Source organism: Hydrogenophaga sp. (genome assembly GCF_030373225.1).
GTDB lineage: Bacteria > Pseudomonadota > Gammaproteobacteria > Burkholderiales > Burkholderiaceae_C > Hydrogenophaga.
On the sequence record NZ_JAUCZG010000026.1, the window covers coordinates 36,186 to 59,115 of the forward strand.

At 66.3% G+C, this 22,930-nt stretch carries 23 protein-coding genes; 22 read left to right on the forward strand and 1 reads right to left on the reverse strand.

The genetic code is table 11. The features are described from left to right. The first annotated feature begins 8 nt into the window (after positions 1-8). The 22 genes from QUV35_RS14235 to QUV35_RS14340 all read left to right on the forward strand — a co-directional run bounded on the left by QUV35_RS14235 (position 9) and on the right by QUV35_RS14340 (position 21,814). Positions 9-1,064 carry an RluA family pseudouridine synthase gene (locus tag QUV35_RS14235; RefSeq protein ID WP_300875348.1) on the forward strand — a complete coding sequence of 352 codons (1,056 nt, stop codon included), beginning with the start codon at positions 9-11 and terminating at the stop codon, positions 1,062-1,064. A 251-nt stretch (positions 1,065-1,315) separates the two neighbouring features. Then, entirely contained in the window at positions 1,316-2,062 is a 747-nt protein-coding gene (gene scpB / locus QUV35_RS14240) for an SMC-Scp complex subunit ScpB (RefSeq protein WP_300875351.1), read from the forward strand. Next, positions 2,028-3,371 (forward strand): pseudouridine synthase, encoded by a 1,344-nt coding sequence (locus QUV35_RS14245; protein ID WP_300875355.1) that lies wholly within the window; start codon positions 2,028-2,030, stop codon positions 3,369-3,371. The genes scpB and QUV35_RS14245 overlap by 35 nt, the downstream gene beginning before the upstream one ends. Positions 3,372-3,487: 116 nt before the next feature. Continuing rightward, positions 3,488-3,913, forward strand: a complete 426-nt coding sequence (ndk, locus tag QUV35_RS14250; protein WP_056277714.1) for a nucleoside-diphosphate kinase — start codon at positions 3,488-3,490, stop codon at positions 3,911-3,913. Positions 3,914-3,933: 20 nt separating this feature from the next. Beyond that, positions 3,934-5,079, forward strand: coding sequence for a 23S rRNA (adenine(2503)-C(2))-methyltransferase RlmN (gene rlmN / locus QUV35_RS14255; RefSeq protein ID WP_300875358.1), 1,146 nt, complete (start codon positions 3,934-3,936; stop codon positions 5,077-5,079). Next, positions 5,076-5,909 (forward strand): type IV pilus biogenesis/stability protein PilW, encoded by an 834-nt coding sequence (pilW, locus tag QUV35_RS14260; RefSeq protein ID WP_300875361.1) that lies wholly within the window; start codon positions 5,076-5,078, stop codon positions 5,907-5,909. The genes rlmN and pilW overlap by 4 nt, the downstream gene beginning before the upstream one ends. After that, positions 5,902-6,825, forward strand: coding sequence for a helix-turn-helix domain-containing protein (locus tag QUV35_RS14265; RefSeq protein ID WP_300875364.1), 924 nt, complete (start codon positions 5,902-5,904; stop codon positions 6,823-6,825). Before pilW ends, QUV35_RS14265 begins: the two co-directional genes overlap by 8 nt. Further along, the gene (gene ispG, locus QUV35_RS14270) at positions 6,822-8,120 is read left to right on the forward strand and encodes a flavodoxin-dependent (E)-4-hydroxy-3-methylbut-2-enyl-diphosphate synthase (RefSeq protein WP_300875367.1); all 1,299 of its coding nucleotides are present in this window, start codon (positions 6,822-6,824) and stop codon (positions 8,118-8,120) included. The genes QUV35_RS14265 and ispG overlap by 4 nt, the downstream gene beginning before the upstream one ends. Before the next feature lie 48 nt (positions 8,121-8,168). Next, complete coding sequence (gene hisS, locus QUV35_RS14275; RefSeq protein ID WP_300875370.1) at positions 8,169-9,482, forward strand: histidine--tRNA ligase; 1,314 nt, start codon at positions 8,169-8,171, stop codon at positions 9,480-9,482. Between the two features lie 104 nt (positions 9,483-9,586). Then, a complete protein-coding gene (locus tag QUV35_RS14280; RefSeq protein ID WP_300875373.1) occupies positions 9,587-10,261 on the forward strand; it encodes a tetratricopeptide repeat protein in 675 nt (224 codons plus the stop codon). A 17-nt stretch (positions 10,262-10,278) separates the two neighbouring features. After that, on the forward strand, positions 10,279-11,430 hold the full coding sequence (bamB, locus tag QUV35_RS14285) for an outer membrane protein assembly factor BamB (RefSeq protein ID WP_300875376.1): 1,152 nt from the start codon (positions 10,279-10,281) through the stop codon (positions 11,428-11,430). A gap of 39 nt (positions 11,431-11,469) precedes the next feature. Beyond that, positions 11,470-12,804 carry a ribosome biogenesis GTPase Der gene (gene der / locus QUV35_RS14290; protein ID WP_300875379.1) on the forward strand — a complete coding sequence of 445 codons (1,335 nt, stop codon included), beginning with the start codon at positions 11,470-11,472 and terminating at the stop codon, positions 12,802-12,804. A 65-nt stretch (positions 12,805-12,869) separates the two neighbouring features. Next, the gene (hfq, locus tag QUV35_RS14295; protein WP_300875425.1) at positions 12,870-13,139 is read left to right on the forward strand and encodes an RNA chaperone Hfq; all 270 of its coding nucleotides are present in this window, start codon (positions 12,870-12,872) and stop codon (positions 13,137-13,139) included. 94 nt (positions 13,140-13,233) lie between these two features. Then, entirely contained in the window at positions 13,234-14,403 is a 1,170-nt protein-coding gene (gene hflX / locus QUV35_RS14300; protein WP_300875428.1) for a GTPase HflX, read from the forward strand. Between the two features lie 134 nt (positions 14,404-14,537). Further along, positions 14,538-15,848, forward strand: coding sequence for an FtsH protease activity modulator HflK (gene hflK / locus QUV35_RS14305; RefSeq protein ID WP_300875431.1), 1,311 nt, complete (start codon positions 14,538-14,540; stop codon positions 15,846-15,848). Between the two features lie 31 nt (positions 15,849-15,879). After that, positions 15,880-16,773, forward strand: a complete 894-nt coding sequence (gene hflC / locus QUV35_RS14310; protein WP_300875382.1) for a protease modulator HflC — start codon at positions 15,880-15,882, stop codon at positions 16,771-16,773. Positions 16,774-16,829: 56 nt separating this feature from the next. Further along, entirely contained in the window at positions 16,830-17,012 is a 183-nt protein-coding gene (locus QUV35_RS14315) for a DUF2065 domain-containing protein (RefSeq protein ID WP_300875385.1), read from the forward strand. Between the two features lie 118 nt (positions 17,013-17,130). Beyond that, a complete protein-coding gene (locus QUV35_RS14320) occupies positions 17,131-18,324 on the forward strand; it encodes an ATP phosphoribosyltransferase regulatory subunit (protein ID WP_300875387.1) in 1,194 nt (397 codons plus the stop codon). After that, the gene (locus tag QUV35_RS14325) at positions 18,321-19,709 is read left to right on the forward strand and encodes an adenylosuccinate synthase (protein ID WP_300875390.1); all 1,389 of its coding nucleotides are present in this window, start codon (positions 18,321-18,323) and stop codon (positions 19,707-19,709) included. The genes QUV35_RS14320 and QUV35_RS14325 overlap by 4 nt, the downstream gene beginning before the upstream one ends. 80 nt (positions 19,710-19,789) lie before the next feature. Next, the gene (locus QUV35_RS14330; RefSeq protein WP_300875393.1) at positions 19,790-20,314 is read left to right on the forward strand and encodes a phosphoribosyltransferase; all 525 of its coding nucleotides are present in this window, start codon (positions 19,790-19,792) and stop codon (positions 20,312-20,314) included. 91 nt (positions 20,315-20,405) lie between these two features. Then, complete coding sequence (locus QUV35_RS14335) at positions 20,406-21,596, forward strand: PLP-dependent transferase (RefSeq protein ID WP_300875396.1); 1,191 nt, start codon at positions 20,406-20,408, stop codon at positions 21,594-21,596. 32 nt (positions 21,597-21,628) lie between these two features. After that, positions 21,629-21,814 (forward strand): hypothetical protein, encoded by a 186-nt coding sequence (locus tag QUV35_RS14340; RefSeq protein ID WP_300875399.1) that lies wholly within the window; start codon positions 21,629-21,631, stop codon positions 21,812-21,814. Between the two features lie 56 nt (positions 21,815-21,870). On the opposite strand, the gene mnmH is transcribed toward QUV35_RS14340, so the two are convergent. Continuing rightward, positions 21,871-22,929, reverse strand: a complete 1,059-nt coding sequence (gene mnmH / locus QUV35_RS14345; protein ID WP_300875402.1) for a tRNA 2-selenouridine(34) synthase MnmH — start codon at positions 22,927-22,929, stop codon at positions 21,871-21,873. Position 22,930: the final 1 nt, after the last annotated feature.

Genomic DNA, 22,930 nt, shown 5'->3' on the forward strand with positions numbered 1-22,930 from the left:
ACCACGGATTGAAAGCGCAAAGTATATCGACGGGGGGTGGGTCGCCCGGTCTGGCAGCAGACACGGTTCTGGACGCGGCAAGCAGCGCCGATGAATGGGCGCTCGAGGTTGAAAAGCGTGTCTGCGATGTGCCGGCCGCCATGCACGGCTGGCGCATCGACCGAGCGCTGGCCCAGCTGATCCCCGAGTTCTCCCGTTCGTACCTGCAACAGCTCATGGCCGACGGCGCCGTGGAGGTGCGCGGCGAGGCGCGCTGCAAGCCCTCGGCGCGCATCGCCGCCGGAGACCGGTTGCAGGTGGAACTGCGCCCCACCCAGCAAGCCCAGGCCTTTGTGCCCGAGGCCATGGAACTCGACGTGGTGTTCGAGGACGCCGACCTGCTGGTGATCCACAAGCCGGCCGGTCTGGTGGTGCATCCCGCCGCCGGCAACTGGAGCGGCACATTGCTCAACGGGCTTCTGCACCACCATGCCGGGGCTGCGTCGCTGCCGCGCGCAGGCATCGTGCACCGGCTCGACAAGGACACCTCGGGCCTCATGCTGGTGGGCAAGACGCGCCAGGCGGTGGAAGCGCTGGTCCGCGCCATCGCGGCGCGCGAGGTGAGCCGGCAGTACCTGGCACTGGCCCACGGCCGCTGGAAGGGCCAGGCCGACCAGCATGTCGACCAGCCGATCGGACGTGATGTGCACAACCGCTTGCGCATGGCGGTGGTGCGGGTGGAGGGCGGCAGCAGCAAGACCGCGCAGACCACCGTTCGCCTGCTGGACAGCTGCGACCAGGCCAGCCTGCTGGCCTGCAAGCTGCATACCGGGCGCACCCATCAGATCCGGGTGCACATGGCATGGCTCGGGCATCCGCTGGTGGGCGACAGCCTGTACGGCGGGCGCGCCCTGTGGGGCATGACCCGGCAGTCGCTGCACGCAGCCCGCCTCGAACTGAAGCATCCCATCAGCGGTCGGCCGTTGTTGTTTCGCTCCACGCCGCCGGCCGACATGCTGCTGGCATTGCAATCGGGCGGGCTCCATTACAATGTCGAGAGCTGGGATGTCGAGCCGGTGAACTGAAACAGCAGCAGCCCGCACGGTCGAAACGCTCACCCGATCGCCAGCCCCCTTCCCCCGACCGCCGCCTCACTGCCCGAGTTCGCCGCCTGACAGGCAGCCCCCGCGCGGTCCCGGCAGGGTCCGACAATTCGCCCCGACCCCATGGTCGCGCCCGCATGCCGCATGGTCTGGACACACCGTCCACATGACGCAAGCACCGTTCGCTTTTCGCACCGTCCCGGCCTTCAACCGGTTTTTGACTGACAGACACCATGAACACCACGGATGCCAAGCGTGTCCTCGAGACGGCATTGATCTGCGCGCCACAGCCGCTGTCGGTGCGCGAACTCGGCACGCTGTTCGACATGGAAGTGTCGGCCGACACCCTCAAGACCCTGCTCGCTGACCTGCAGCTGGAGTGGACCGGGCGTGGCGTGGAACTGGTGCAGGTGGCCTCCGGCTGGCGCTTCCAGAGCCGCCCCGAACTGCGCCCTTACCTGGACCGCCTGCATCCCGAGAAGCCTCCGCGCTACAGCCGGGCGGCGATGGAGACGCTGGCCATCATTGCCTACCGCCAGCCCGTGACGCGCGGTGACATGGAAGACATCCGCGGTGTCACCATCAATTCGCTGATCATCAAACAGCTGGAAGACCGGGGCTGGATCGAAGTCATCGGTCACCGCGAAACCGTCGGGCGCCCCGCGCTGTTCGCCACCACGCGCCAGTTCCTCGATGACCTCGGCCTGGCCTCCCTGGACCAGTTGCCGCCGCTGGACGGCAGCGAGGTCCAGGAATCCGCGCTCGACCGCCTCGATTTCGAATCGCTGGCCAACAGCCTGCAGCCGACCTCGCCCGAGCCCGGCGCAGCCGACGCCCCCGAACCGCTTGAAGCGGCCGCCCCCGCGGCCGTCACTCCCGGTTCTGCCGAACCCGTTTCCCCGCCCTCCGACCCGCAGTTGTTGGAACCGTCCACCCAGGAAGACCATGACCCCGGATCAAACACCCCCAACCCCGCCTGAGTTCGACCCCGCCACCGGAGCGCCAGCCGCCGAGCCAATGGCAGCCCCTGCGCCTCGCCTTGCGGAGGCTGCGCCCGCGCCCGAGGTTCTGCGTTTCGATGACGTGGTCAGTGGAGCCTTCGACGCCGAGCAGGAGCTGGAGCTTCCGCTGCTGCCCACCAAGCGCGTGCTGGCGCCGCAGGCCGAGTCGCCCAAGCTGCACAAGGTGCTGGCGCAGGCCGGCATGGGATCGCGCCTGGAGATGGAACAGCTGATTCTCGAAGGCCGGATCTCGGTCAACGGCGAGCCGGCCCACATCGGCCAGCGCATCCAGTTCGGTGACGTGATCAAGGTCAACGGCAAGCCGGTGCGGGTGCGCATGACGCCGCCGCCGCCGCGCGTGCTGGCCTACCACAAGCCCGCCGGTGAGGTGGTGTCGCACGACGACCCCCAGAACCGGCCCACCGTCTTCCGTCGTCTGCCCAAGCTGATGCAGGGCAAGTGGCAGTCGGTGGGGCGCCTGGACCTCAACACCGAAGGCCTGCTGCTGCTCACCAGCTCGGGCGAACTGGCCAACCGGCTGATGCACCCGCGCTTTGGCCTGCAGCGCGAATACGCCGTGCGCGTGCTGGGCGCGCTGTCGAATGAAGAAAAGGCCCGTTTGCTGGACGGTGTTCGTCTGGACGACGGCATGGCCCAGTTCGCCTCCATCGAAGACGGCGGAGGCGAGGGCGCCAATTGCTGGTACCGCGTGACCATCGGCGAAGGCCGCAACCGCGAGGTGCGTCGCATGTTCGAAGCGGTGGGCCATGCGGTCAGTCGCCTGATCCGGATCCGCTACGGCGCGATGATGCTGCCGCGCGGCCTCAAGCGCGGCGCCTGGCTGGAGCTCGACGAACGCGACATTGCACGCCTGACCGCCGCCGCCGGCATGCCGTCGGAGGACGAGGAGGGCGCCCGCGCGCCGCGTCCGGGTGGCCGTCACCCGGCGCAGCGTGGCAAACAGGGACCCCGCTCGGGTCGCACCCAGGGCAAACCGCCCGGCAGCCGCAGCGAGAGCCCGGGCTTCGGTGATCGCCGCAGTGGTGGCTACGGCATGGGCGGCGCGCCCACCGGCCCCGGCGGCAAAGGTCGCGGCAGCAAGCCCGGCAGCGGTTCCGGTGGACGTGGACCCGGTGGTGGCGCGTCACAGCCCGATCCCATGAAGACCTCGTTTGGCTACATCGGACAGGACGCGCTGCAGCGCCGCCGCGAGCAGGAAGCGGGTCGCGGCAGCGCACCCGGCGGGGCCCGACGGCGCGGCGGCGGTGGTCGAACGGGAGGCCGTTGAGGCCGGGCCCGCTGTGCCCCTGCGTCACGGCGCCGTGACACGACCAATGTAGAATCGTGGGCTTTGCGGGGCGCCCCGGGCCCCAACAGATTCACCCACAAAACTTCAGGAATTCCATGGCCATCGAACGCACCCTCTCCATCATCAAGCCCGACGCCGTTGCCAAAAACGTCATCGGTCAGATCTACGCCCGTTTCGAAGCGGCTGGCCTGAAGGTCGTGGCCGCTCGCATGGCGCACCTCTCGCGTGGTGAAGCCGAGGCGTTCTACGCCGTGCACAAGGCCCGTCCTTTCTTCAAGGACCTGGTCGACTTCATGATCTCCGGCCCGGTGATGATCCAGGCTCTCGAAGGCGAAGGCGCCATCGCCAAGAACCGCGACCTGATGGGCGCCACCGACCCGAAGAAGGCCGATGCCGGCACGATCCGTGCCGACTTCGCCGACAGCATCGACGCCAACGCCGTGCACGGCTCCGACGCGCCCGAGACCGCTGCCGCCGAGATCGCGTTCTTCTTCGCCGGTCTCAACGTCTACTCGCGCTGAGTCAGCGCGCTGACAATGCCATGACGGTCAACCTGCTCGACTTCGATCTTGAAGGTTTGGCCGCCTGGTGCGAGCAACTGGGCGAGAAGCGCTTTCGCGCCGTCCAGCTGTTTCGCTGGATCCATCAAAAAGGAGCGTCGGACTTCACCGAGATGACCGACCTCGCACGCAGCCTGCGCGCCAAGCTCCCCGGTGCCTGCCGCATCACCGGCCTGCCCGTGCTCTCGCGCCAGGACTCGGTCGACGGCACCATCAAGTGGCTGTTCGACGTGGGTGACGGCAACGCGGTCGAAACCGTGTTCATTCCCGAAGATGACCGCGGCACCCTGTGCATCTCCTCGCAGGCGGGTTGCGCCGTTGGCTGCCGCTTTTGCTCGACCGGCCACCAGGGCTTCTCGCGCAACCTCACCACCGGTGAGATCCTGGCCCAGCTCTGGCAGGCCGAATTCTTTCTTCGCCGGCACCTCAAGCGCGATGACCGCGTGATCACCAACGTGGTGATGATGGGCATGGGCGAGCCGCTGCAGAACTACAACGCGCTCGTGCCTGCGCTGCGCGTGATGCTGGACGACCATGGATACGGCCTTTCGCGCCGCCGTGTCACCGTGTCCACCTCGGGCGTGGTGCCCATGATGGACCGCCTGGCCCAGGACTGTCCGGTGGCGCTGGCGGTGTCGCTGCACGCGCCGAACGACACGCTGCGCAGCGACCTGGTGCCCTTGAACCGCAAATACCCGATTGCCGAACTGCTCGATGCCTGCCTGCGCTACCTGCCGGCCGCACCGCGCGACTTCATCACCTTCGAGTACTGCATGCTGGACGGCGTCAACGATCAGCCGCAGCATGCGCAGGAACTGCTCGACCTGGTCAGGGGCCACGCCGGTCGTGGTGTGCCCTGCAAGATCAACCTGATCCCGTTCAATCCCTTCCCCGGATCCGGCCTGCTGTGCTCGCCACGCCCGGTGGTGCAGCAATTTGCACGGATACTCAGCGACGGCGGGCTGGTGACCACGGTGCGCAAGACGCGGGGCGACGACATCGACGCCGCCTGTGGTCAACTCGCCGGCGACGTGCTCGATCGCACCCAGGCCGCGAGCCGCATGGCCAAACGCCGCAACGTGGTCGAGCACCCCATTCGAATCGTTCACAAGGAAAGGCAGGCATGACTTCAGCCACTCGATTCCCGGCCCGGTTTTCAGGCGCCACGTTGGGTTTGCTGGTTTTGCTGTTGTGCACGCTGCTGCTGGCCACCGGGTGCGCGCAGCGCGGCGCCGCAACAGGCGCTGGCACTGCAGAACCGATCACCGACTCGGACGAGCCCGAGGCTCGCAAACGCGCCCGCATCCGGATCGAACTGGCAGCTGGCTATTTCGCCGAAGGCCAGAACACGGTGGCCCTCGACGAGATCAAGCTCGCGCTGCAGGCGGATCCCACCTATGCCCCGGCCTATGTGTTGCGTGGCCTGGTCTACATGGGCATGAACAACGACCCGCTGGCCGAAGAGAGCTTCCAGCGGGCGATGCAACTCAACCCGCGCGACCCCGACGCCCTGCACAACTACGGCTGGTACGCCTGCCAGCGCGGGCGCTACGCCCAGTCCAGCGACCTGTTCCAGCGCGCCCTGGCCAGTCCGGTCTACGGAGGGCAGGCCAAGACCTTGCTGGCGCTGGGCATCTGCCAGATCCGTGCCGGCCAGTTTGCGGAAGCCGAGGCCAACCTTGCGCGTTCCTACGAACTCGACGCTTCCAACCCGATCGTGGCCTACAACCTGGCGTCGCTGCAGTTCCGCCGGGGTGACGATGCCAAGGCCCAGTTCACCATCCGCCGGCTCAACAACACCGATCTGGCCAACGCCGAAACGCTGTGGCTGGGCATCAAGGTCGAGCGGCGCCTGCGCAACCGCGAAGCCATGGCGCAACTGGCCCAGCAGCTGGGCCGCCGCTACCCGGACTCTGCCCAATGGGACCGTTTCCAGCGCGGAGCGTTCGATGAGTGAGGCCGTGGCCCGAGAAGAAGATGCGGCGGCGGGCGACATCCTGTCCAGGCCGATCCGGTTGCGGGAGGCCCGCGAGGCGGCCGGCCTGCACATTGCCGCGCTCGCCGCAGCCTTGAAGGTGCCGGTGAAAAAGCTCGAGGCCCTGGAGGCCGGGCGCTACAGCGAACTCCCCGATCTCACCTTTGCCCGCGCGCTGGCATCGAGTGCCTGCCGCCAGCTCAAGGTGGACCCGGCCCCCATCCTTCAGCAGATACCGCTGGGCACATCGCCCAAGCTGGGTGACCGAGGCACATCCATCAATGCGCCGTTCAACCCGGGTCGGGACGAAGAGCCGATCCAGCTGCTGAGCTGGCTGTCCCGGCCTGCGCTGCTGGCTGCCATCGCCTTGTTGCTCGGTGCGCTGGTGATCGTGTTCCTACCCAGGGCCGAAGCGCCTCCCGTGGTGTCCAGCGTGGTGGATCCGACCGTTGCCGAGGCCGTGCCGGCCGGTGTGCCCATGGCCGCTGGGGTTGCCGAGGCGGTGCCCGCGGCCGATGGCGTGCCGCTGGCCTCGTCCAACCCCGCAACCGCAGGGCTCGAGCCGGCGGCGGCCGCAGACGTGCCCGCAGCGCCCGACGCCGCGCCGGCAACATCACCCCCCACCGAGACTGCGCCGCTGACCGTCGCCTCGAACAGTCCCACCAGCCTGTTGAGCATCGCGGCGACCGGGGAGTCGTGGGTCGAGGTGGTCAATGGCAGCGGCAATGTGGTCGCCCAGCGCCTGCTGCAGGCCGGCGATGTGATCGATTTTTCTGCCGCTCCGCCGTACACCGTGGTGCTGGGCAAGGCCGACGCTGCTCAGGTGAGCGTGCGTGGCAAGCCCTTCGATGTGGCACCGTTTTCGCGCAGCAATGTGGCTCGATTCGAGGTGAAATGACCATGGACGTCGCATCGCAGGGATGCCTGCCTTCCACACCGGCGGGCGAGCCGATTGCACTGACCGCCGCGAAGACACGCCGCACCCGCCAGGGTGTGGTGGCCTGGGGCAGCAACCGCGTCACGGTGGGCGGCAACGCGCCGGTCCGCGTTCAGTCCATGACCAACACCGACACCGCCGACGCGGTGGGCACGGCGATCCAGGTCAAGGAACTCGCCCTGGCCGGCTCGGAGCTGGTGCGCATCACCGTCAACAACGACGAAGCCGCCAGGGCCGTGCCCTACATCCGCGAACAGCTCGATCGCATGGGCATCGATGTGCCCCTGGTCGGTGACTTTCATTACAACGGGCACCGCCTGCTTGCCGACCACCCGGCTTGTGCCGAGGCGCTCTCCAAGTACCGCATCAACCCGGGCAACGTGGGCCGCGGCGACAAGGGCGACCGGCAGTTTGCCCAGATGGTGGAAATGGCAGCGCGTCATGACAAGGCCGTGCGCATCGGAGTGAACTGGGGCAGCCTCGACCAGGACCTGCTGGCGCGCCTGATGGACGAGAACGCCGCCCGACGCGAGCCCTGGGAAGCGCGTCAGGTGATGTACGAGGCGCTGATCACTTCTGCCCTCGACTCGGCCCGCCGCGCCGAGGAGATCGGCCTCAACGGCAACAACATCTTCCTGTCCTGCAAGGTCAGCGCGGTGCAGGACCTGATCGCGGTTTACCAGGCGCTGTCCCGGCGCTGTGACTACGCCCTTCACCTCGGGCTCACCGAGGCCGGCATGGGTACCAAGGGCGCGGTGGCATCTGCTGCGGCGCTGTCGGTGCTGCTGCAGCAGGGCATTGGCGACACCATCCGAATCTCGCTCACGCCGCAGCCCGGTGAGTCCCGCACGCAAGAGGTGTTGATCGCGCTGGAGATCCTTCAGGCCCTGGGCATGCGGGCTTTTGTGCCTTCGGTCACGGCCTGCCCGGGTTGCGGGCGCACCACCAGCACCACTTTTCAGGAACTCGCCAAACAGATCGACGACTACCTGCGCAGCTCCATGCCGGTCTGGCGCGTGCGTTACCCCGGCGTGGAGAACCTCAAGGTGGCGGTGATGGGCTGCATCGTGAATGGACCCGGCGAAAGCAAGCATGCCGACATCGGCATCAGCCTGCCCGGCACGGGCGAAGCACCGGCAGCGCCGGTCTTCATCGACGGACAAAAGGCACTGACCTTGCGCGGCGACGACATCGTGCGCGAGTTCCAGGTCATCGTGGACAACTACATCGAGAAAAAATTCGGCATCACCGCTTGAGGCCGGGTCTCCGTCCCTCCTGTCGTTGATCGCACGAACCTCCAAGGCATGGCAGAAAAACTGAGCGCCGTCAAAGGCATGAACGACATCGCCCCTCCCGCGTCCGCGCACTGGGAGTGGCTCGAAGACCGCTTGCGCTGCCTGATGCGGCGCTACGGGTACCGCAACCTTCGCACGCCGATCGTCGAGCCCACGGCGCTTTTTGTGCGAGGTTTGGGCGAAGTGACCGACATCGTCGAGAAGGAGATGTATTCCTTCGAAGACCGGCTCAACGGCGAGCAGCTCACGCTGCGGCCCGAGAACACCGCCGGCGTGGTGCGCGCAGCGCTCGAGCATTCCCTGCTGTACGACGGCGGCAAACGCCTGTACTACATGGGTCCAATGTTCCGCCACGAGCGGCCCCAGCGGGGTCGCTACCGCCAGTTCCACCAGTTCGGTGCCGAGGCCCTGGGCTTTGCCGGGCCCGACGTGGACGCCGAGCTCATCGTGCTGGCCTGTGACCTGTGGGCCGAACTGGGACTCACCGGCATCGAGCTGGAGATCAACAGCCTGGGCCAGCCCGCCGAGCGGCTGGCGCACCGCCAGGCGCTCATCGCCTACCTCGAGGCCCACGCCGGGCAGCTGGACGAAGAAGCCAAGCGTCGCCTGCACAGCAACCCGCTGCGCATTCTCGACACGAAGAACCCGGCCATGCAGGCGCTGGTGAACGCTGCCCCGCGCCTGATGGACCACCTCGGTGCCGAATCGCTCGAGCACTTCAACCGGCTGCGCGGCCTGCTCGACGCGCACGGCATTGCCTACCGCATAAACCCGCGCCTCGTGCGCGGGATGGACTACTACAACCTGTCGGTGTTCGAGTTCGTCACCACCCAGCTCGGCTCCCAGGGCACGGTCTGTGCGGGTGGCCGATACGACGGCCTGTTCGAACAGATCGGCGGCAAGGCCGCGCCCGCGGTGGGCTGGGCCCTGGGCATGGAGCGCATCCTGGAGCTGCTCAAGGAGCAGGGCAGGTTGCCCGAACAGCCGGTACCCGATGCCTATGCCGTGGTGCCCGATGCGGCCCACGTGGCCCGGGTCATGCCGGTGTTGCGTGCGCTGCGCCAGCAGGGCGTCAACGTGCAGATGCACGCCGGCGGCGCCGACGGCATGGGCAGCATGAAGTCGCAGTTCAAGAAGGCCGATGCGAGCGGCGCGCGCTTTGCCCTGATCTTCGGTGAGCAGGAACTGCAGCAAGGGCAGGTGGCGGTCAAGCCCTTGCGGGGCCCACGGCCCGAGGGCGAATCGCCAGCGCCCGCGGCCGTGCAGAGGCTGCTGCCGATCACCGGCCTGGCCGACTGGGCCGCCAGTTTGCGCAACACCTGAGCTCGCCAGAATTTCCCCGGGCGGTTGCGGCATGGGTGCCGCAGCCGCACGCCTACAATCGAACGTTGCGCATTCAGCGCGCCGATCCGAACTGAATTTGCAACATGGCCAAACACCTCGACCTTGAAGAGCAGGAACAGCTCGACCAGATCAAACATTTCTGGAACCAGTACGGCAACCTCATCAGCTGGGTGCTGATCGTCGTTTTCGGTTCGTTCGCGGCCTGGAACGGCTGGAATTACTGGCAACGCAGCCAGGCCTCCAAGGCCGCTGCCCTCTACGACGAAGTCGATCGCGCTGCGCTCGCCAAAGACGCGGACCGCATGCAGCGCGCCCTGGCCGACATGCAGGCGCAGTTTGCCAGCACCACCTTTGCCAGCCAGGCTGCGCTGCAGGCCGGCAAGACGCTGTTCGAAGCGGGCAAGCTGCCCGAGGCCCGCGCCGCACTGACCTGGGCCGCCGAGAAGTCCCCGGACGAGGCCTACCAGGCGGTGGCCCGCCTGCGTCTGGCGGCCCTGGACATCGAGGCGCAAGCCTGGGACCAGGCACTCAAGACCCTGGACGCCCCCGTGCCCAAATCGTTCGAGCCGCTCGTGGCCGACCGCCGTGGTGACGTTCTGATGGCGCAAGGCAAGGCCGATGAAGCCAGGGCGCAGTACCAGACCGCCTGGAAAGGCCTGAACGACCGCACCGAGTACCGCCGCCTGGTGGAGGTCAAGCTGGCGTCGCTGGGTGTGGATGTGTCCACGTTGACTCCGACAACCGAGGTGGCCCGTTGAACCTTTTTCTGAACCCCATGAAGCCTTTGTCACCGGTGGGGCCTGCACAGCGGGCCTTGCGCACGGTGTGTCTGGGTGTGCTCGTCCTCACCGGCCTGGCGGCTTGCTCCTCGGGTGCCAAGAAGCCACAGCCTGTCGACCTGCCTCCGGTGGCCGCGCTCATGGGCACGCAACTGGCCTGGACCGCGCAAGTGGGTGCGGCCCATGAAGCGATCGCGCCGGTCGTGGCCTCCGGGCGCGTGTTTGCCGCCAGTTCTTCCGGCACGGTGGCTGCCATCGACGGCGCCACCGGGAAAGACGTCTGGCGCTTGAACCTCGGAACGGGCATTGCCGCCGGCGTTGGCTCGGACGGGCAGACCGCCGCAGTCATCACCCTGAGCAACCATGTGGTGGCCGTGTCCGAAGGCCGCGAACTCTGGCGCGTGCGCCTGCCGGCCCGTTCGTTCACGGCGCCGCTGGTGGCGGGCGCCCGCGTGTTCGTCCTGTCGGCCGACCGCACCGTCACGGCGTTCGACGCCCGCAACGGCGCGCGCCTCTGGGTCCAGTCCCGCCCGTCCGAACCTCTGGTCCTGAGCCAGGGTGGCGCCTTGCTCGCCGTGGGCGATACCCTGGTGGCCGGGCTCTCAGGCCGACTGGTCGGCCTCAACCCGGCCAACGGCTCTGTGCGCTGGGAAGCGCCGATCGCCACACCAAGGGGCACGAACGAGGTCGAGCGCCTGGTGGACGTCGTCGGACCGGTGAGCCGCATCGGTGACAGCGTCTGCGCGCGGGCCTTCTCGGCAGCAGTGGGATGTGTGGATGCCGCTCGCGGCACGGTGGTCTGGTCGCGCCCGGCCCAGGGCACCACCGGCGTTCACGGCGACGATCGCCTGGTGTTCGGCGCCGATGCCGAGGGTCGGTTCCAGGCCTGGCAGCGCGCCTCCGGCGAACCGGCTTGGAGCATCGACCGGCTGAAATACCGCGGCCTGAGCGCGCCGCTGGCGCTGGGCCGTGTGGTCGCCGTGGGCGACAGCTCGGGCCTGGTTCACCTTGTTTCCCGTGAAGACGGCAGCGAGATGACCCGGCTCAGCACGGACGGCTCCCCCATCGTGGTGGCACCCGTGCTGTCGGGCGATTCGCTCGTGGTGCAGACCCGCAATGGCGGCCTGTACGCGTGGCGACCCCAGTAATCTCCGGCACGACCGTCCCCTGAACGAAAGCAGCATTCCTTGAAACCCGTCATCGCCCTGGTGGGCCGCCCCAACGTGGGCAAGTCCACCCTGTTCAACCGCCTGACGAGTACCCGCGATGCCATCGTGGCCGACTTCGCCGGCCTCACGCGCGACCGGCACTACGGCAATGGCCGCCTGGGCGCGCGCGAGTACATCGTCATCGACACCGGTGGTTTCGAGCCCGATGCCACCGAAGGCATCTACAAGGAAATGGCCAAGCAGACGCGCCAGGCCGTGGCCGAATCCGATGTGGTGCTGTTTGTGGTGGACGCCCGTGCAGGCATCAGCGCGCAGGACCACGAGATCGCGGGCTACCTGCGCCGCCTGGGCAAACCCTGCGTGCTTGTGGCCAACAAGGCCGAGGGCATGACCCAGGGCCTGCAGCTGGTCGAATTTTTCGAACTGGGCCTGGGCGAAGTGCTGCCGGTGTCGGGCGCACACGGGCAGGGCGTGCGCTCCATGGTCGAGCTGGCGATGGAGCGCATCCCGGGCCTGCCGCCGGAAGACGAAGAAGAAGAACCGGCGCCGGCCGGCGTGATCCGCCTCGCGGTGGCGGGCCGGCCCAACGTGGGCAAGTCCACGCTGATCAATGCCTGGCTGGGTGAAGAGCGCCTCGTCGCGTTCGATCTGCCCGGTACAACGCGCGACACCATTTCGGTGCCTTTCGAGCGCAATGGCCAGAAGTTCGAACTGATCGACACCGCCGGCATTCGCCGCAAAGGGCGCGTCTTCGAAGCGATCGAAAAGTTCTCGGTGGTCAAGACCTTGCAGGCGATCGAAAACGCCCATGTGGTCTTGTTGCTGCTCGACGCCACGCAAGGCGTGACCGATCAGGACGCGCACATTGCCGGTTACATCCTGGAGAGTGGCCGGGCGGTGGTGCTCGCCATCAACAAGTGGGATGCGGTCGATGCCTATCAGCGCGAGCAGATCGAGCGCCAGATCGAAACCCGGCTGGCGTTCCTGAAGTTCGCGTCGTTGCACCTGATCTCTGCGCAGAAGCGTCAGGGTCTGGGCCCGGTCTGGAAATCCATCGTGCAGGCGCAGGCCTCGGCCATGCGCAAGATGTCGACCCCGGTGCTGACCCGCCTTCTGGCCGAGGCGGTGGCTTTCCAGGCGCCCACGCGAGGAGGCATGTTCCGGCCCAAGATGCGTTATGCCCACCAGGGCGGAATGAACCCGCCCGTGATCGTGATTCATGGCAATTCGCTCGAACACGTGCCCGATTCGTACAAACGTTTCCTTGAGGGACGCTTCCGAAAGGCCTTCGACCTGGTTGGAACGCCGTTGCGGATCGAGTTCAAGACCTCGACCAATCCATTCAAGGAATAGGAATTCCCCGGCGCCCTTGAGCAGTACAAACCCTGTGGTATGGTGCGTTCCCTACCCACATTCTTCTGAACACGGAGCATATCGTGAGCAATAACAAAGGCCAACTCTTGCAAGACCCCTTCCTGAACCAGCTGCGCCGGGAGCATGTTCCCGTGTCGATTTACCTGGTCAACGGCATCAAGTTGCAGGGGCAGATCGAATCGTTTGACCAATACGTGGTTCTCTTGCGGAATACGGTCACCCAGATGGTCTACAAGCACGCCATCTCCACGATTGTTCCGGGTCGCCCTGTGCAGTTTTCTGCCGCTCCTGCGGATGAGCCTGCTGCTCCTTGAGCGATCGTTTTCCGACCTGCGACCCGGTGCCTGTGCGCCACCCGGTCTGCAGCGCCATCTGCGCTGCCACTGAACCGACTTGAAATCTCCCGACATGGTTTCCACGCCCACGCCATCGGTCATCCTGGTGGGGGTGGACTTCGGTACGCCCCATTTCGACGCCCCGCTTGAGGAGTTGGGTTTGCTGGCCCAAACCGCGGGCTATTCCGTGGCCGAGCGCGTCACCTGCAAGCGGCGTGCGCCCGATCCTGCCCTGTTCGTCGGCTCGGGCAAGGCCGACGAGATCAAACTGCTGGCCGAGTCCACGGGTGCGTCAGAAGTGCTGTTCGATCAGTCGCTCAGTCCGGCCCAGCAGCGCAACCTTGAACGTCATCTGGGCATGCCGGTCAATGACCGAACGCTGCTGATTCTGGAAATATTTGCCCAGCGCGCGCGCAGCCATGAAGGCAAGCTCCAGGTCGAACTGGCGCGGCTGCAATACCTCTCGACCCGACTGGTCCGGCGCTGGTCGCACCTGGAGCGTCAGAGCGGCGGCATCGGCATGCGCGGTGGCCCTGGCGAAACGCAGATCGAACTCGACCGCCGAATGATCGGTGAGTCGATCAAACGAACCAAGGAGCGGCTGGAGAAGGTCAAGAAGCAGCGGGCCACCCAACGCCGCCAGCGCGAGCGACGTGACACCTTTTCGATTTCGCTGGTGGGCTACACCAACGCCGGCAAGTCGTCGTTGTTCAACGGCCTGGTCAAGGCCCGCGCCTATGCGGCCGATCAGTTGTTTGCCACGCTGGACACCACCACACGCCAGTTGTACCTGGGCGAGGCGGGGCGCTCGGTTTCGCTGTCCGACACGGTGGGCTTCATCCGCGACCTTCCCCATGGTCTGGTCGACGCCTTCGCCGCCACCTTGCAGGAGGCGGCCGATGCCGACCTGCTGCTGCACATCGTGGACGCGTCCAACCCATCGCACCCGGAGCAGATGGCGTCCGTGATGGGCGTTCTCAAGGACATCGGGGCCGATCATGTGCCTCAGATCCTCGTCTTCAACAAGCTCGACGCCATGGACCCGGACCATGTTCCGCTGGTGCTCTCCAATCAAATGGAACTGGACGGGCAGACGGTGCCTCGAATCTACGTCAGTGCAAAAACAGGCGAAGGCCTGCCCGCGCTCAGGGCACTCCTGGCGCAGCAGGTCCTGGATGCCACGCAGGGGCAAGGCCCTTTGGCCCCGGGGGCGTTCTCCGAAATTGAAAGTCCCCGTTCCTGATTGGGCACAATGTGATGGTTCTGAAATCGACAAAGAGTTGGCAACACATGGATGTGAATCTGCAAAACCCCGCCCGCACCGACGAGCAAGGCTCAGGCACCACCCCTCGTCAGGGCTGGCGCAAGGTGTTGGGCATGTTCAATCTCAACGATCCGCGCTGGGGTCGGGGCGATGACGCATCCCGCAACGAAGGATCGAAAGACGGTCAGGAGCCCGATCGCAAGGACGACGAGCGTGCTCCGCAGCGTCCGCGTGGCCAGGGCCCCAACCAGGGACCGCCGGATCTCGACGAACTGTGGCGTGACTTCAACCGCAAGCTCGGTGGTCTGCTTGGCAAGAAGGGTGGCGGCCAGGGCGGCGGCAACGGTTCGGGCGGCGGCGGTCTGCCCAGCTTCAACCCCAGTCCCAAGACCACCGGCATCGGTGCCGGCCTCATCGTGGGTGTGGCCGCGCTGATCTGGCTGGGCACGGGCTTCTTCATCGTGCAGGAAGGTCAGCAGGCGGTCATCACGCAATTCGGCAAGTACAACAGCACGGTGGGCGCGGGCTTCAACTGGCGCCTGCCTTATCCGATCCAGCGCCATGAAACGGTATTCGTGACCCAGATCCGCTCGGTGGACGTGGGCCGAGACAACATCGTGCCGGCCACCGGCCTGCGCGAGTCGGCGATGCTCACCGAAGACGAAAATATCGTCGAGATCAAGTTTGCCGTGCAGTACCGCTTGAACGATGCGCGCGCCTTCCTGTTCGAGAGCCGTGACCCGGACGCTTCGGTGGTCAAGGTGGCAGAGACCGCGGTGCGCGAAGTGGTCGGCAAGATGAAGATGGACGCTGCCCTGGCCGAAGAGCGCGATCAGATCGCGCCCCGTGTGCGCGCGCTCATGCAAACCATTCTGGACCGCTACAAGGTGGGTATCGAGGTCGTCGGCATCAACCTGCAGCAAGGTGGTGTGCGCCCGCCCGAGCAAGTGCAGGCGTCGTTTGACGATGTGCTCAAGGCAGGCCAGGAGCGTGAACGGGCCAAGAACGAAGCCGAGGCCTACGCCAACGACGTGGTGCCGCGCGCCCGTGGTGCCGCCTCGCGCCTGACCGAAGAGGCCGAAGGTTACCGGGCCCGCATCGTGGCGCAGGCCGAAGGTGATTCGCAGCGCTTCAGCTCGGTCTTGACCGAGTACCAGAAGGCGCCACAGGTCACCCGCGAGCGCATGTACACCGACGCCATGCAGGAGATCTACAGCAACGTGACCAAGGTGCTGGTGGATTCCAAGGCCGGCAACAACCTGCTGTATCTGCCGCTGGACAAGATCATGCAGATGACGGCCCAGTCGCCAGCGAACACGCCGGCTGCTGCTGCTGTGCCCCCGCCGGGCTCAGGGACCGCATCCACCCCGGCCAGCCGAAGCCTCGACAACGCAGCCCGTTCGCGCGAGCGCGAGAGCCGTTGAACGCAGCCCACGAGATCAAAGAGCAACGCACATGAACAAATTGGGTTTCATCCTCACCAGCCTTGTCGTGGCGCTGGCCATTGCCAGCTCCATGCTGTTCGTGGTCGACCAGCGCCAGTTCGGCGTGGTCTTCCAACTGGGTCAGATCAAGCAGGTCGTGACCGAGCCGGGCCTGAACTTCAAGCTGCCGCCACCGTTCCAGAACGTGTCCTACATCGACAAGCGCCTGCTCACCCTGGAGAGCACCGACACCGAGCCGACGCTCACCGCCGAGAAGCAGCGCGTCGTGATCGACTGGTACGTGCGCTGGCGCATCGCCGAGCCGCAGGAGTACATCCGAAACGTCGGGATCAACGAGCGCGCGGGCGCATTGCAGCTCAACCGGGTGGTGCGCAACTCGTTCCAGCAGGAAGTGAACAAGCGCACCGTGAACGAACTGCTGTCGACCCGGCGTGAAGAGCTGATGGCCGACGTGAAGCGCGAAGTGCTGGCTGCCGTGCGCAGCGCCGACAAGCCCTGGGGAATGGACGTGGTCGATGTTCGCATCACGCGCGTCGACTACGCCGAGAGCATCACCGCATCGGTGTACCAGCGGATGGAAGCCGAGCGCAAACGCGTCGCCAACGAGTTGCGGTCCACCGGCTTTGCCGAGGGCGAGAAGATCCGTGCCGATGCCGATCGCCAGCGCGAGGTGATCGTGTCCGAGGCCTACCGTGATGCCCAGCTCATCAAGGGTGAAGGAGACGCCAAGGCGGCTGCGTCGTTCTCTGCAGCGTTCGGCCGCGACCCGGCATTCGCCCAGTTCTACCGCAGCCTGGAGGCCTACAAGTCGAGCTTTGCCAGCAAGTCCGACGTGCTGGTGGTCGATCCCTCGTCCGACTTCTTCAAGTCGCTGCGCAGCAGCAACCTGGCGCCCGCCCGGTGAGGTCGACGGCGCCAGGCTGGACCCTTCACCTGCGCTGACTTTGCGGCCATCCCGACGTGGACCCGATCTGGACCGCACTGGCCCTGGTGCTGGTGTTCGAAGGCCTCCTGCCGCTGCTCGCACCGCGCTTGTGGCGCAGGGTCTTCTCCGAAATGCTCGGGCTGCGTGACGGGCAACTGCGTTTCTTCGGCCTCATTTGCGTGGCAATGGGCGGCCTGATGGTCTGGCTGTTCGGCTGAGTTTTTCTCGCCGTTCGGGAGACCGGCTCGCCCGCTTCATGCATCTCGCGCGACGCCGCGATGGATACCCTGGTTCACCCCGGTAAAATCGCGGATTTAACAGCTCCTGAAAATGCCCATGTCTGCCTGGGTCCTCCCGGATCACATAGCCGATGTCCTGCCTTCCGAGGCCCGCCACATCGAAGAATTGCGCAGGAGCTTGCTCGACACCGCCCGCAGCTACGGCTACGAGCTGGTGATGCCACCGTTGCTGGAGCACCTCGAGTCGCTCCTCACCGGAACGGGCGAAGCGCTCGACCTGCAAACCTTCAAACTGGTCGACCAGCTCTCGGGTCGCACACTGGGGTTGCGCGCCGACAGCACACCGCAGGTGGCCCGCATCGACGCGCACCTGCTCAATCGCCAGGGGGTGGCTCGCCTGAGCTATTGCGGACCGGTGGTGCACACCCGCATCGACGGCCCACTGGCCAGCCGCGAACCCTTGCAGTTCGGCGCCGAGATCTATGGCCATGCCGGCCAGGAAGCCGATCTGGAGGTGATCGAACTCGCGCAGGCATGCCTCTTGTGCGCTGGCGTGACCGGGCTGCAGCTCGACATGGCCGATGTGCGCGTGATCGACGCGGTGTTGGCCCCGGTGGCACTCACCAGCGCCCAGGAGACCCGCATTCACGCAGCGCTCAACGCCAAGGACGTGGCCGAGCTTCAGGTGCTCGCGCGCGACTTGCCGGCCGACGTGCGCCGGGATCTCTGCGCACTGCCGCGCCTGTTCGGTGATGTGGGCGTGCTCGATGAAGCACGCCAGGCACTGCAGGGCTCACCTGCACTGCATGCCGCGCTGGACGGCCTGCGCTGGCTCGCCTCGCACGCACAGGGCATGGAGGTGTCGATCGACCTGGCGGACCTGCGCGGGTATGCCTACTACACCGGCATGCGCTTTGCGCTGTTTGCCCGGGCAGGGCAGGGCAGCTCCGGCCAGGCGCTGGAACTGGCGCGCGGTGGCCGCTACGACGAGGTCGGCGCCGTGTTCGGCCGCAACCGTCCTGCGGTGGGCTTCAGTCTGGATCTCAAGGAACTGGTGGCCGCGGTGGCACCGCGTCCCCTGGCGGCTGCGATACGCGCGCCCTGGGGCATGGACGCCAGCCTTCGCGACGCCGTTGCCGGCCTGCGCGCGCAAGGCCACACGGTGGTGTGCGTGTTGCCCGGTCACGAACACCAGGTCGATGAATTTCATTGCGACCGCGAACTGGTGCCCGATGCGGCCCGCGCGGGCGCCTGGACAGTCAAGAACATTGAAACGGAAATCAGCCAATGACGAACAGCAGCAGCGCCGTGACACCCGGTCGCAACGTGGTGGTGGTGGGAACCCAGTGGGGCGACGAGGGAAAAGGCAAGCTGGTTGACTGGCTCACCGAAACCGCCACCGGTGTGGTGCGCTTCCAGGGCGGCCACAACGCCGGCCACACGCTGGTCATCAACGGTGTGAAAACCGCCTTGCACCTCATTCCCAGCGGCATCATGCGCGCCGGCGTCAAGTGCTACATCGGCAACGGCGTGGTGCTCTCGGTGGGCAAGCTGTTCGAGGAGATCGCCGGGCTCGAGAAGGCCGGCGTCGAAGTGCGCTCGCGTCTTCGCGTGAGCGAGGGCTGTCCCCTGATCCTGCCCTTCCACGCCGCGATCGACATCGCGCGCGAGGCCGCCAAGGTCAAGGCCGGCACCGAGAAGATCGGCACCACCGGCCGTGGCATCGGCCCGGCCTATGAAGACAAGATCGCACGACGGGCGCTGCGGGTGCAGGACCTGCGCTACCCCGAGCGCTTCGCCGCCAAGCTGCGCGAGTTGCTCGACCTGCACAACCACATGCTCACCACCTGGCTGCACTCGGCCGACATGGTCTGGGACGACAAGATCGCTGCCTACATGAAAGACGGCGCGATCCAGTTCGACGCGGTGTATGCCGAAGCCCTGCAACAGGCCGAACTGCTCAAGCCCATGATTGCCGACGTGTCGCGCGAGCTCAACGATGCGCACAAGGCCGGCGCCAACCTGCTGTTTGAAGGCGCCCAGGGCACGCTGCTCGACATCGATCACGGTACCTACCCCTTCGTCACCTCCAGCAACTGCGTGGCCGGCAACGCCGCTGCCGGTGCCGGTGTGGGCCCGGGCCTGCTGCACTACGTGCTGGGCATCACCAAGGCCTATTGCACCCGCGTGGGCGGCGGACCGTTCCCGACCGAACTCGACTGGGAGGAGGAGGGCACACCGGGCTGGCACATGGCCACCGTGGGCGCCGAGAAGGGCGTGACCACCGGACGCAGCCGCCGCTGCGGCTGGTTCGATGCCGCGCTGCTCAAGCGCTCGGCCCAGGTCAACGGCCTCACCGGCCTGTGCATCACCAAGCTCGACGTGCTGGACGGCCTCACCGAGCTCAAGCTGTGCACCGGCTATGAACTGGACGGCGAAGTCATCGACATCTTGCCCCTGGGTGCCGAAGACATCGCGCGCTGCAAGCCGATCTACGAAACGCTGCCGGGCTGGACCGATTCGTCGGTGGGCGTGACGCAATACGACAAACTGCCAGAGAACGCGCGCCGGTACCTGCAGCGCATTCAGGAGACCACGGGCGTGCCGATCCACGTGGTGTCCACCAGCCCCGACCGCGACCACACCATCCTGCTGCACCACCCGTACCACGGCTGAGCGGCCATCGCGAGCCTTGCGCGGCCCGCCGGGCCGTGCATCGTGCAAAATCCAGACCGATACCCCCACCCGGAGTCCGCATGCTCACCGAAGACGGCAAACACCTCTATGTTTCGTACGACGAGTACCACAACCTGATCGAGAAGCTCGCGCTCAAGGTCTACCAGTCGGGCTGGGAGTTCGACACCATCCTGTGCCTGGCGCGCGGCGGCATGCGCCCCGGCGACATCCTCTCGCGCATTTTCGACAAGCCGCTGGCCATCATGTCGACCAGCTCCTACCGGGCCGCCGCCGGCACCCAGCAGGGCAACCTGGACATCGCGCGCTACATCACCACGCCCAAGGGTGAAATTGCCGGCAAGGTGCTGCTGGTCGACGATCTGGCCGATTCCGGTCACACGCTCAAGGCGGTGATCGACATGCTCAAGAACAACTACGCGCCCATCACCGAGATGCGCAGCGCGGTGATCTGGACCAAGCAGCTGTCGGCCTTTGCGCCCGACTATTCGGTGGAATTCCTGCCCACCAATCCCTGGATCCACCAGCCTTTTGAAGGCTACGACAGCCTGCGCCCGGCCCAGTTGCTGGAAAAGTGGAAGCTCTGAACATGGTGACCCCCACGCTTCACCGCTGCGCGGGTCGCTGCCCCCCAGGGGGGCGTGTTTCGCCTTGGGGCGGCCCGGCGGCGAAACGCTCATGAAAGATCTTTCCACCCGCCTGATTCACCACCCTTACCAGCCCCCCGAAGGCTTCGAGGCGGTGGCGCCGGGTGTGCACAAGGCTTCCACCGTTTTCTTTCCCAACGTTCAGGCGCTGCGCACCTACGACTGGAAAGACAAGAGCGGGTACACCTACGGCCTGCACGGCACGCCCACCACCTTCACGCTGGAAGAGCGCATTGCCACCCTGGAGGGCGGCACGCACTGTGTGCTTGTGCCCAGCGGACTGTCGGCGGTGACGCTGGTCGACATGGCCTTGCTGCGCAGCGGCGACGAGGTGCTCATTCCAGACAATGCCTACGGTCCGGGCAAGGCCTTCGCTGCGGTCGAGCTCGCGGCCTGGGGCATCACCCACCGCTTTTTCGACGCCTTGGATCCCGACGACCTGGCACGGCAACTCTCGCCCGCCACCCGGCTGGTCTGGCTGGAAGCCCCGGGCTCGATCACGCTGGAGTTTCCCGACATTCCCGCGTTGGTGGCACGTGTGCAGCAGGCCAATCAGGGACGGGCCGGCCTGCGCCCTGTGGTCACCGTTCTGGACAACACCTGGGGCGCAGGTGTCGCGTTCAACCCGTTCGATCTGGGTGTCGACATCTCGATGCAGGCGCTCACCAAGTACCCCAGCGGCGGCGCCGATGTCTTGATGGGCTCGGTGGTCACGCGCGATCTGGCCCTGCACCGTCAGGTGCTGCTCACCCACATGCGCCTGGGCCTGGCCGTGGCCGCCAACGACGCCGAGCTGGTGCTGCGCAACCTGCCCACCGTGGCCCTGCGCTACGAAGCCCAGGACAGCAGTACGCGTGTCTTGGCCGAATGGATGCAGGCCCAGGCCGGCGTGGTGCAGGTCCTGCACCCGGCCTTGCCCGGCTCGCCGGGCCACGCCACCTGGAAGCGCGATGCGACCGCAGCCGCCTGCCTGTTCAGCGCTGTGTTCGACCCCGCCATCCCGCAACAGCGCATTGATGCGTTCTGCGACAGCCTCAAATTGTTCCGGCTGGGCTGGAGCTGGGCCGGGCCGACCAGCCTGTGCGCGCCGTACGACATGGCCTCGATTCGAACCCGGGCCTGGCCGCACGCCGGTGGTCTGGTACGCTTTGCGGTCGGTCTGGAATCCGTGCACGATCTGCGTGCCGACCTTGCGCAGGCCCTCGCTGCCTTGCAAGCCTGACCCCTTCGTTTCAACAGACCTGAAAGACTGATTTGGCTACTCCCAACTACGGATACGAAAAACGCCAGCGCGAGCTTGCCAAGAAGAAAAAGAAAGAGGAAAAGCTCAAGGCCAAGGCCGAAGGCCGCCGTCACGACGACACCGATGGGCCCGAAGAACAGAGCAACGACACACCGGACGGCGCTGCGGGCGGCGACGGCGCAGGGTCGGGCGACTGAGTGGGTCGCGTTCCCCAGGCCCGGGCAGCTTGCTCAGGCCGAGGGATCGCAAGCGGTCAATCGCGTTGCAGCAAGGACCGCGCAGCTTCGTTCAGCGATTCGGCTGAACGGTCCCGCAGCTCACAGGGCAGGGCCTGCGGAAATTGTTTGAAATTGCGTCCGATCGACTGGGCGTACATCGGGTCGTAGTGGCGGGTCAGCAGCTCCAGCACCACCTCAGGCGTTTGCCCCTGATTCACCTTTTCGATCCAGCCCGACACCACCTCCTTGCCCCGCAACTCCGTCAAGGCTTCCAGACGTGAGCAAAAAGACGCCGGGTCCTTCACGAAAAAGTCGTAGTCCTCCAGCAGCAGGGCCACACGCTGCGTGTCCGACAGGCGCAGGTCGATACAGGGGCTGGCCCGCATGGCGTCGATGAGAGCGTCGGGGATGCGCACATTGCCCACCTTTTTGCTTTCACTCTCCACGTAAACCACGCGCGATGGATCGAAGCCGCGCAAGGCCTCCCACACCATCGAGTCAAAGCGCTTCTGGCTGGGTTGGGGTTGGCCCGGAATGTGACCGAGCACCGAACTGCGGTGGCTGGCCAGCGCTTCAAGGTCGAGCACCTGCGCACCCTGAGCCGCCAGGGCCTGCAGCAGGCGCGTCTTGCCGCTGCCGGTGGGGCCGCAGACGATGCGGTAGTGCAGACGGGACGCCTGGGCCGGCAAGGAGTCCACCAGCGCCGCGCGCCACGCCTTGTAGCCGCCCTCGATCAAGGTGACATGAAAACCGATGGCGCCCAGGATGGTGGCCAGCGCGCCGCTGCGGTTGCCGCCGCGCCAGCAGTACACCAGCGGCTTCCAGGTGCGAGGTTTGTCGATCACCTCGCGTTCGATGTGGGCCGCGATGTTGCGCGCCGAGAGCGCGGCGCCACGTTTCTTGGCCTCGAACGGGTTGACCTGCTTGTACATCGTGCCGATGGTGATGCGCTCGGCGTTGTTCAGTGTGGGCCAGTTCACTGCACCCGGCACGTGGTCGAGCGCATGCTCGTCTTCGGTGCGGGCGTCGATGATCAGGTCGAAGTCGGCCAGGCGGCTCAGCGCCTCGGTGGCATTCAGGGTATGGACGGGCATG

Bases quoted from the DNA above. Each gene is read 5' to 3' on its own strand.
- scpB (WP_300875351.1), top strand. From the start codon at position 1,316: ATGAACACCACGGATGCCAAGCGTGTCCTCGAGACGGCATTGATCTGC.
- QUV35_RS14245 (WP_300875355.1), top strand. From the start codon at position 2,028: ATGACCCCGGATCAAACACCCCCAACCCCGCCTGAGTTCGACCCCGCC.
- ndk (WP_056277714.1), top strand. From the start codon at position 3,488: ATGGCCATCGAACGCACCCTCTCCATCATCAAGCCCGACGCCGTTGCC.
- rlmN (WP_300875358.1), top strand. From the start codon at position 3,934: ATGACGGTCAACCTGCTCGACTTCGATCTTGAAGGTTTGGCCGCCTGG.
- pilW (WP_300875361.1), top strand. From the start codon at position 5,076: ATGACTTCAGCCACTCGATTCCCGGCCCGGTTTTCAGGCGCCACGTTG.
- QUV35_RS14265 (WP_300875364.1), top strand. From the start codon at position 5,902: ATGAGTGAGGCCGTGGCCCGAGAAGAAGATGCGGCGGCGGGCGACATC.
- ispG (WP_300875367.1), top strand. From the start codon at position 6,822: ATGACCATGGACGTCGCATCGCAGGGATGCCTGCCTTCCACACCGGCG.
- hisS (WP_300875370.1), top strand. From the start codon at position 8,169: ATGGCAGAAAAACTGAGCGCCGTCAAAGGCATGAACGACATCGCCCCT.
- QUV35_RS14280 (WP_300875373.1), top strand. From the start codon at position 9,587: ATGGCCAAACACCTCGACCTTGAAGAGCAGGAACAGCTCGACCAGATC.
- bamB (WP_300875376.1), top strand. From the start codon at position 10,279: ATGAAGCCTTTGTCACCGGTGGGGCCTGCACAGCGGGCCTTGCGCACG.
- hflX (WP_300875428.1), top strand. From the start codon at position 13,234: ATGGTTTCCACGCCCACGCCATCGGTCATCCTGGTGGGGGTGGACTTC.
- hflK (WP_300875431.1), top strand. From the start codon at position 14,538: ATGTTCAATCTCAACGATCCGCGCTGGGGTCGGGGCGATGACGCATCC.
- hflC (WP_300875382.1), top strand. From the start codon at position 15,880: ATGAACAAATTGGGTTTCATCCTCACCAGCCTTGTCGTGGCGCTGGCC.
- QUV35_RS14320 (WP_300875387.1), top strand. From the start codon at position 17,131: ATGTCTGCCTGGGTCCTCCCGGATCACATAGCCGATGTCCTGCCTTCC.
- QUV35_RS14325 (WP_300875390.1), top strand. From the start codon at position 18,321: ATGACGAACAGCAGCAGCGCCGTGACACCCGGTCGCAACGTGGTGGTG.
- QUV35_RS14330 (WP_300875393.1), top strand. From the start codon at position 19,790: ATGCTCACCGAAGACGGCAAACACCTCTATGTTTCGTACGACGAGTAC.
- QUV35_RS14335 (WP_300875396.1), top strand. From the start codon at position 20,406: ATGAAAGATCTTTCCACCCGCCTGATTCACCACCCTTACCAGCCCCCC.
- mnmH (WP_300875402.1), bottom strand. From the start codon at position 22,929: ATGCCCGTCCATACCCTGAATGCCACCGAGGCGCTGAGCCGCCTGGCC.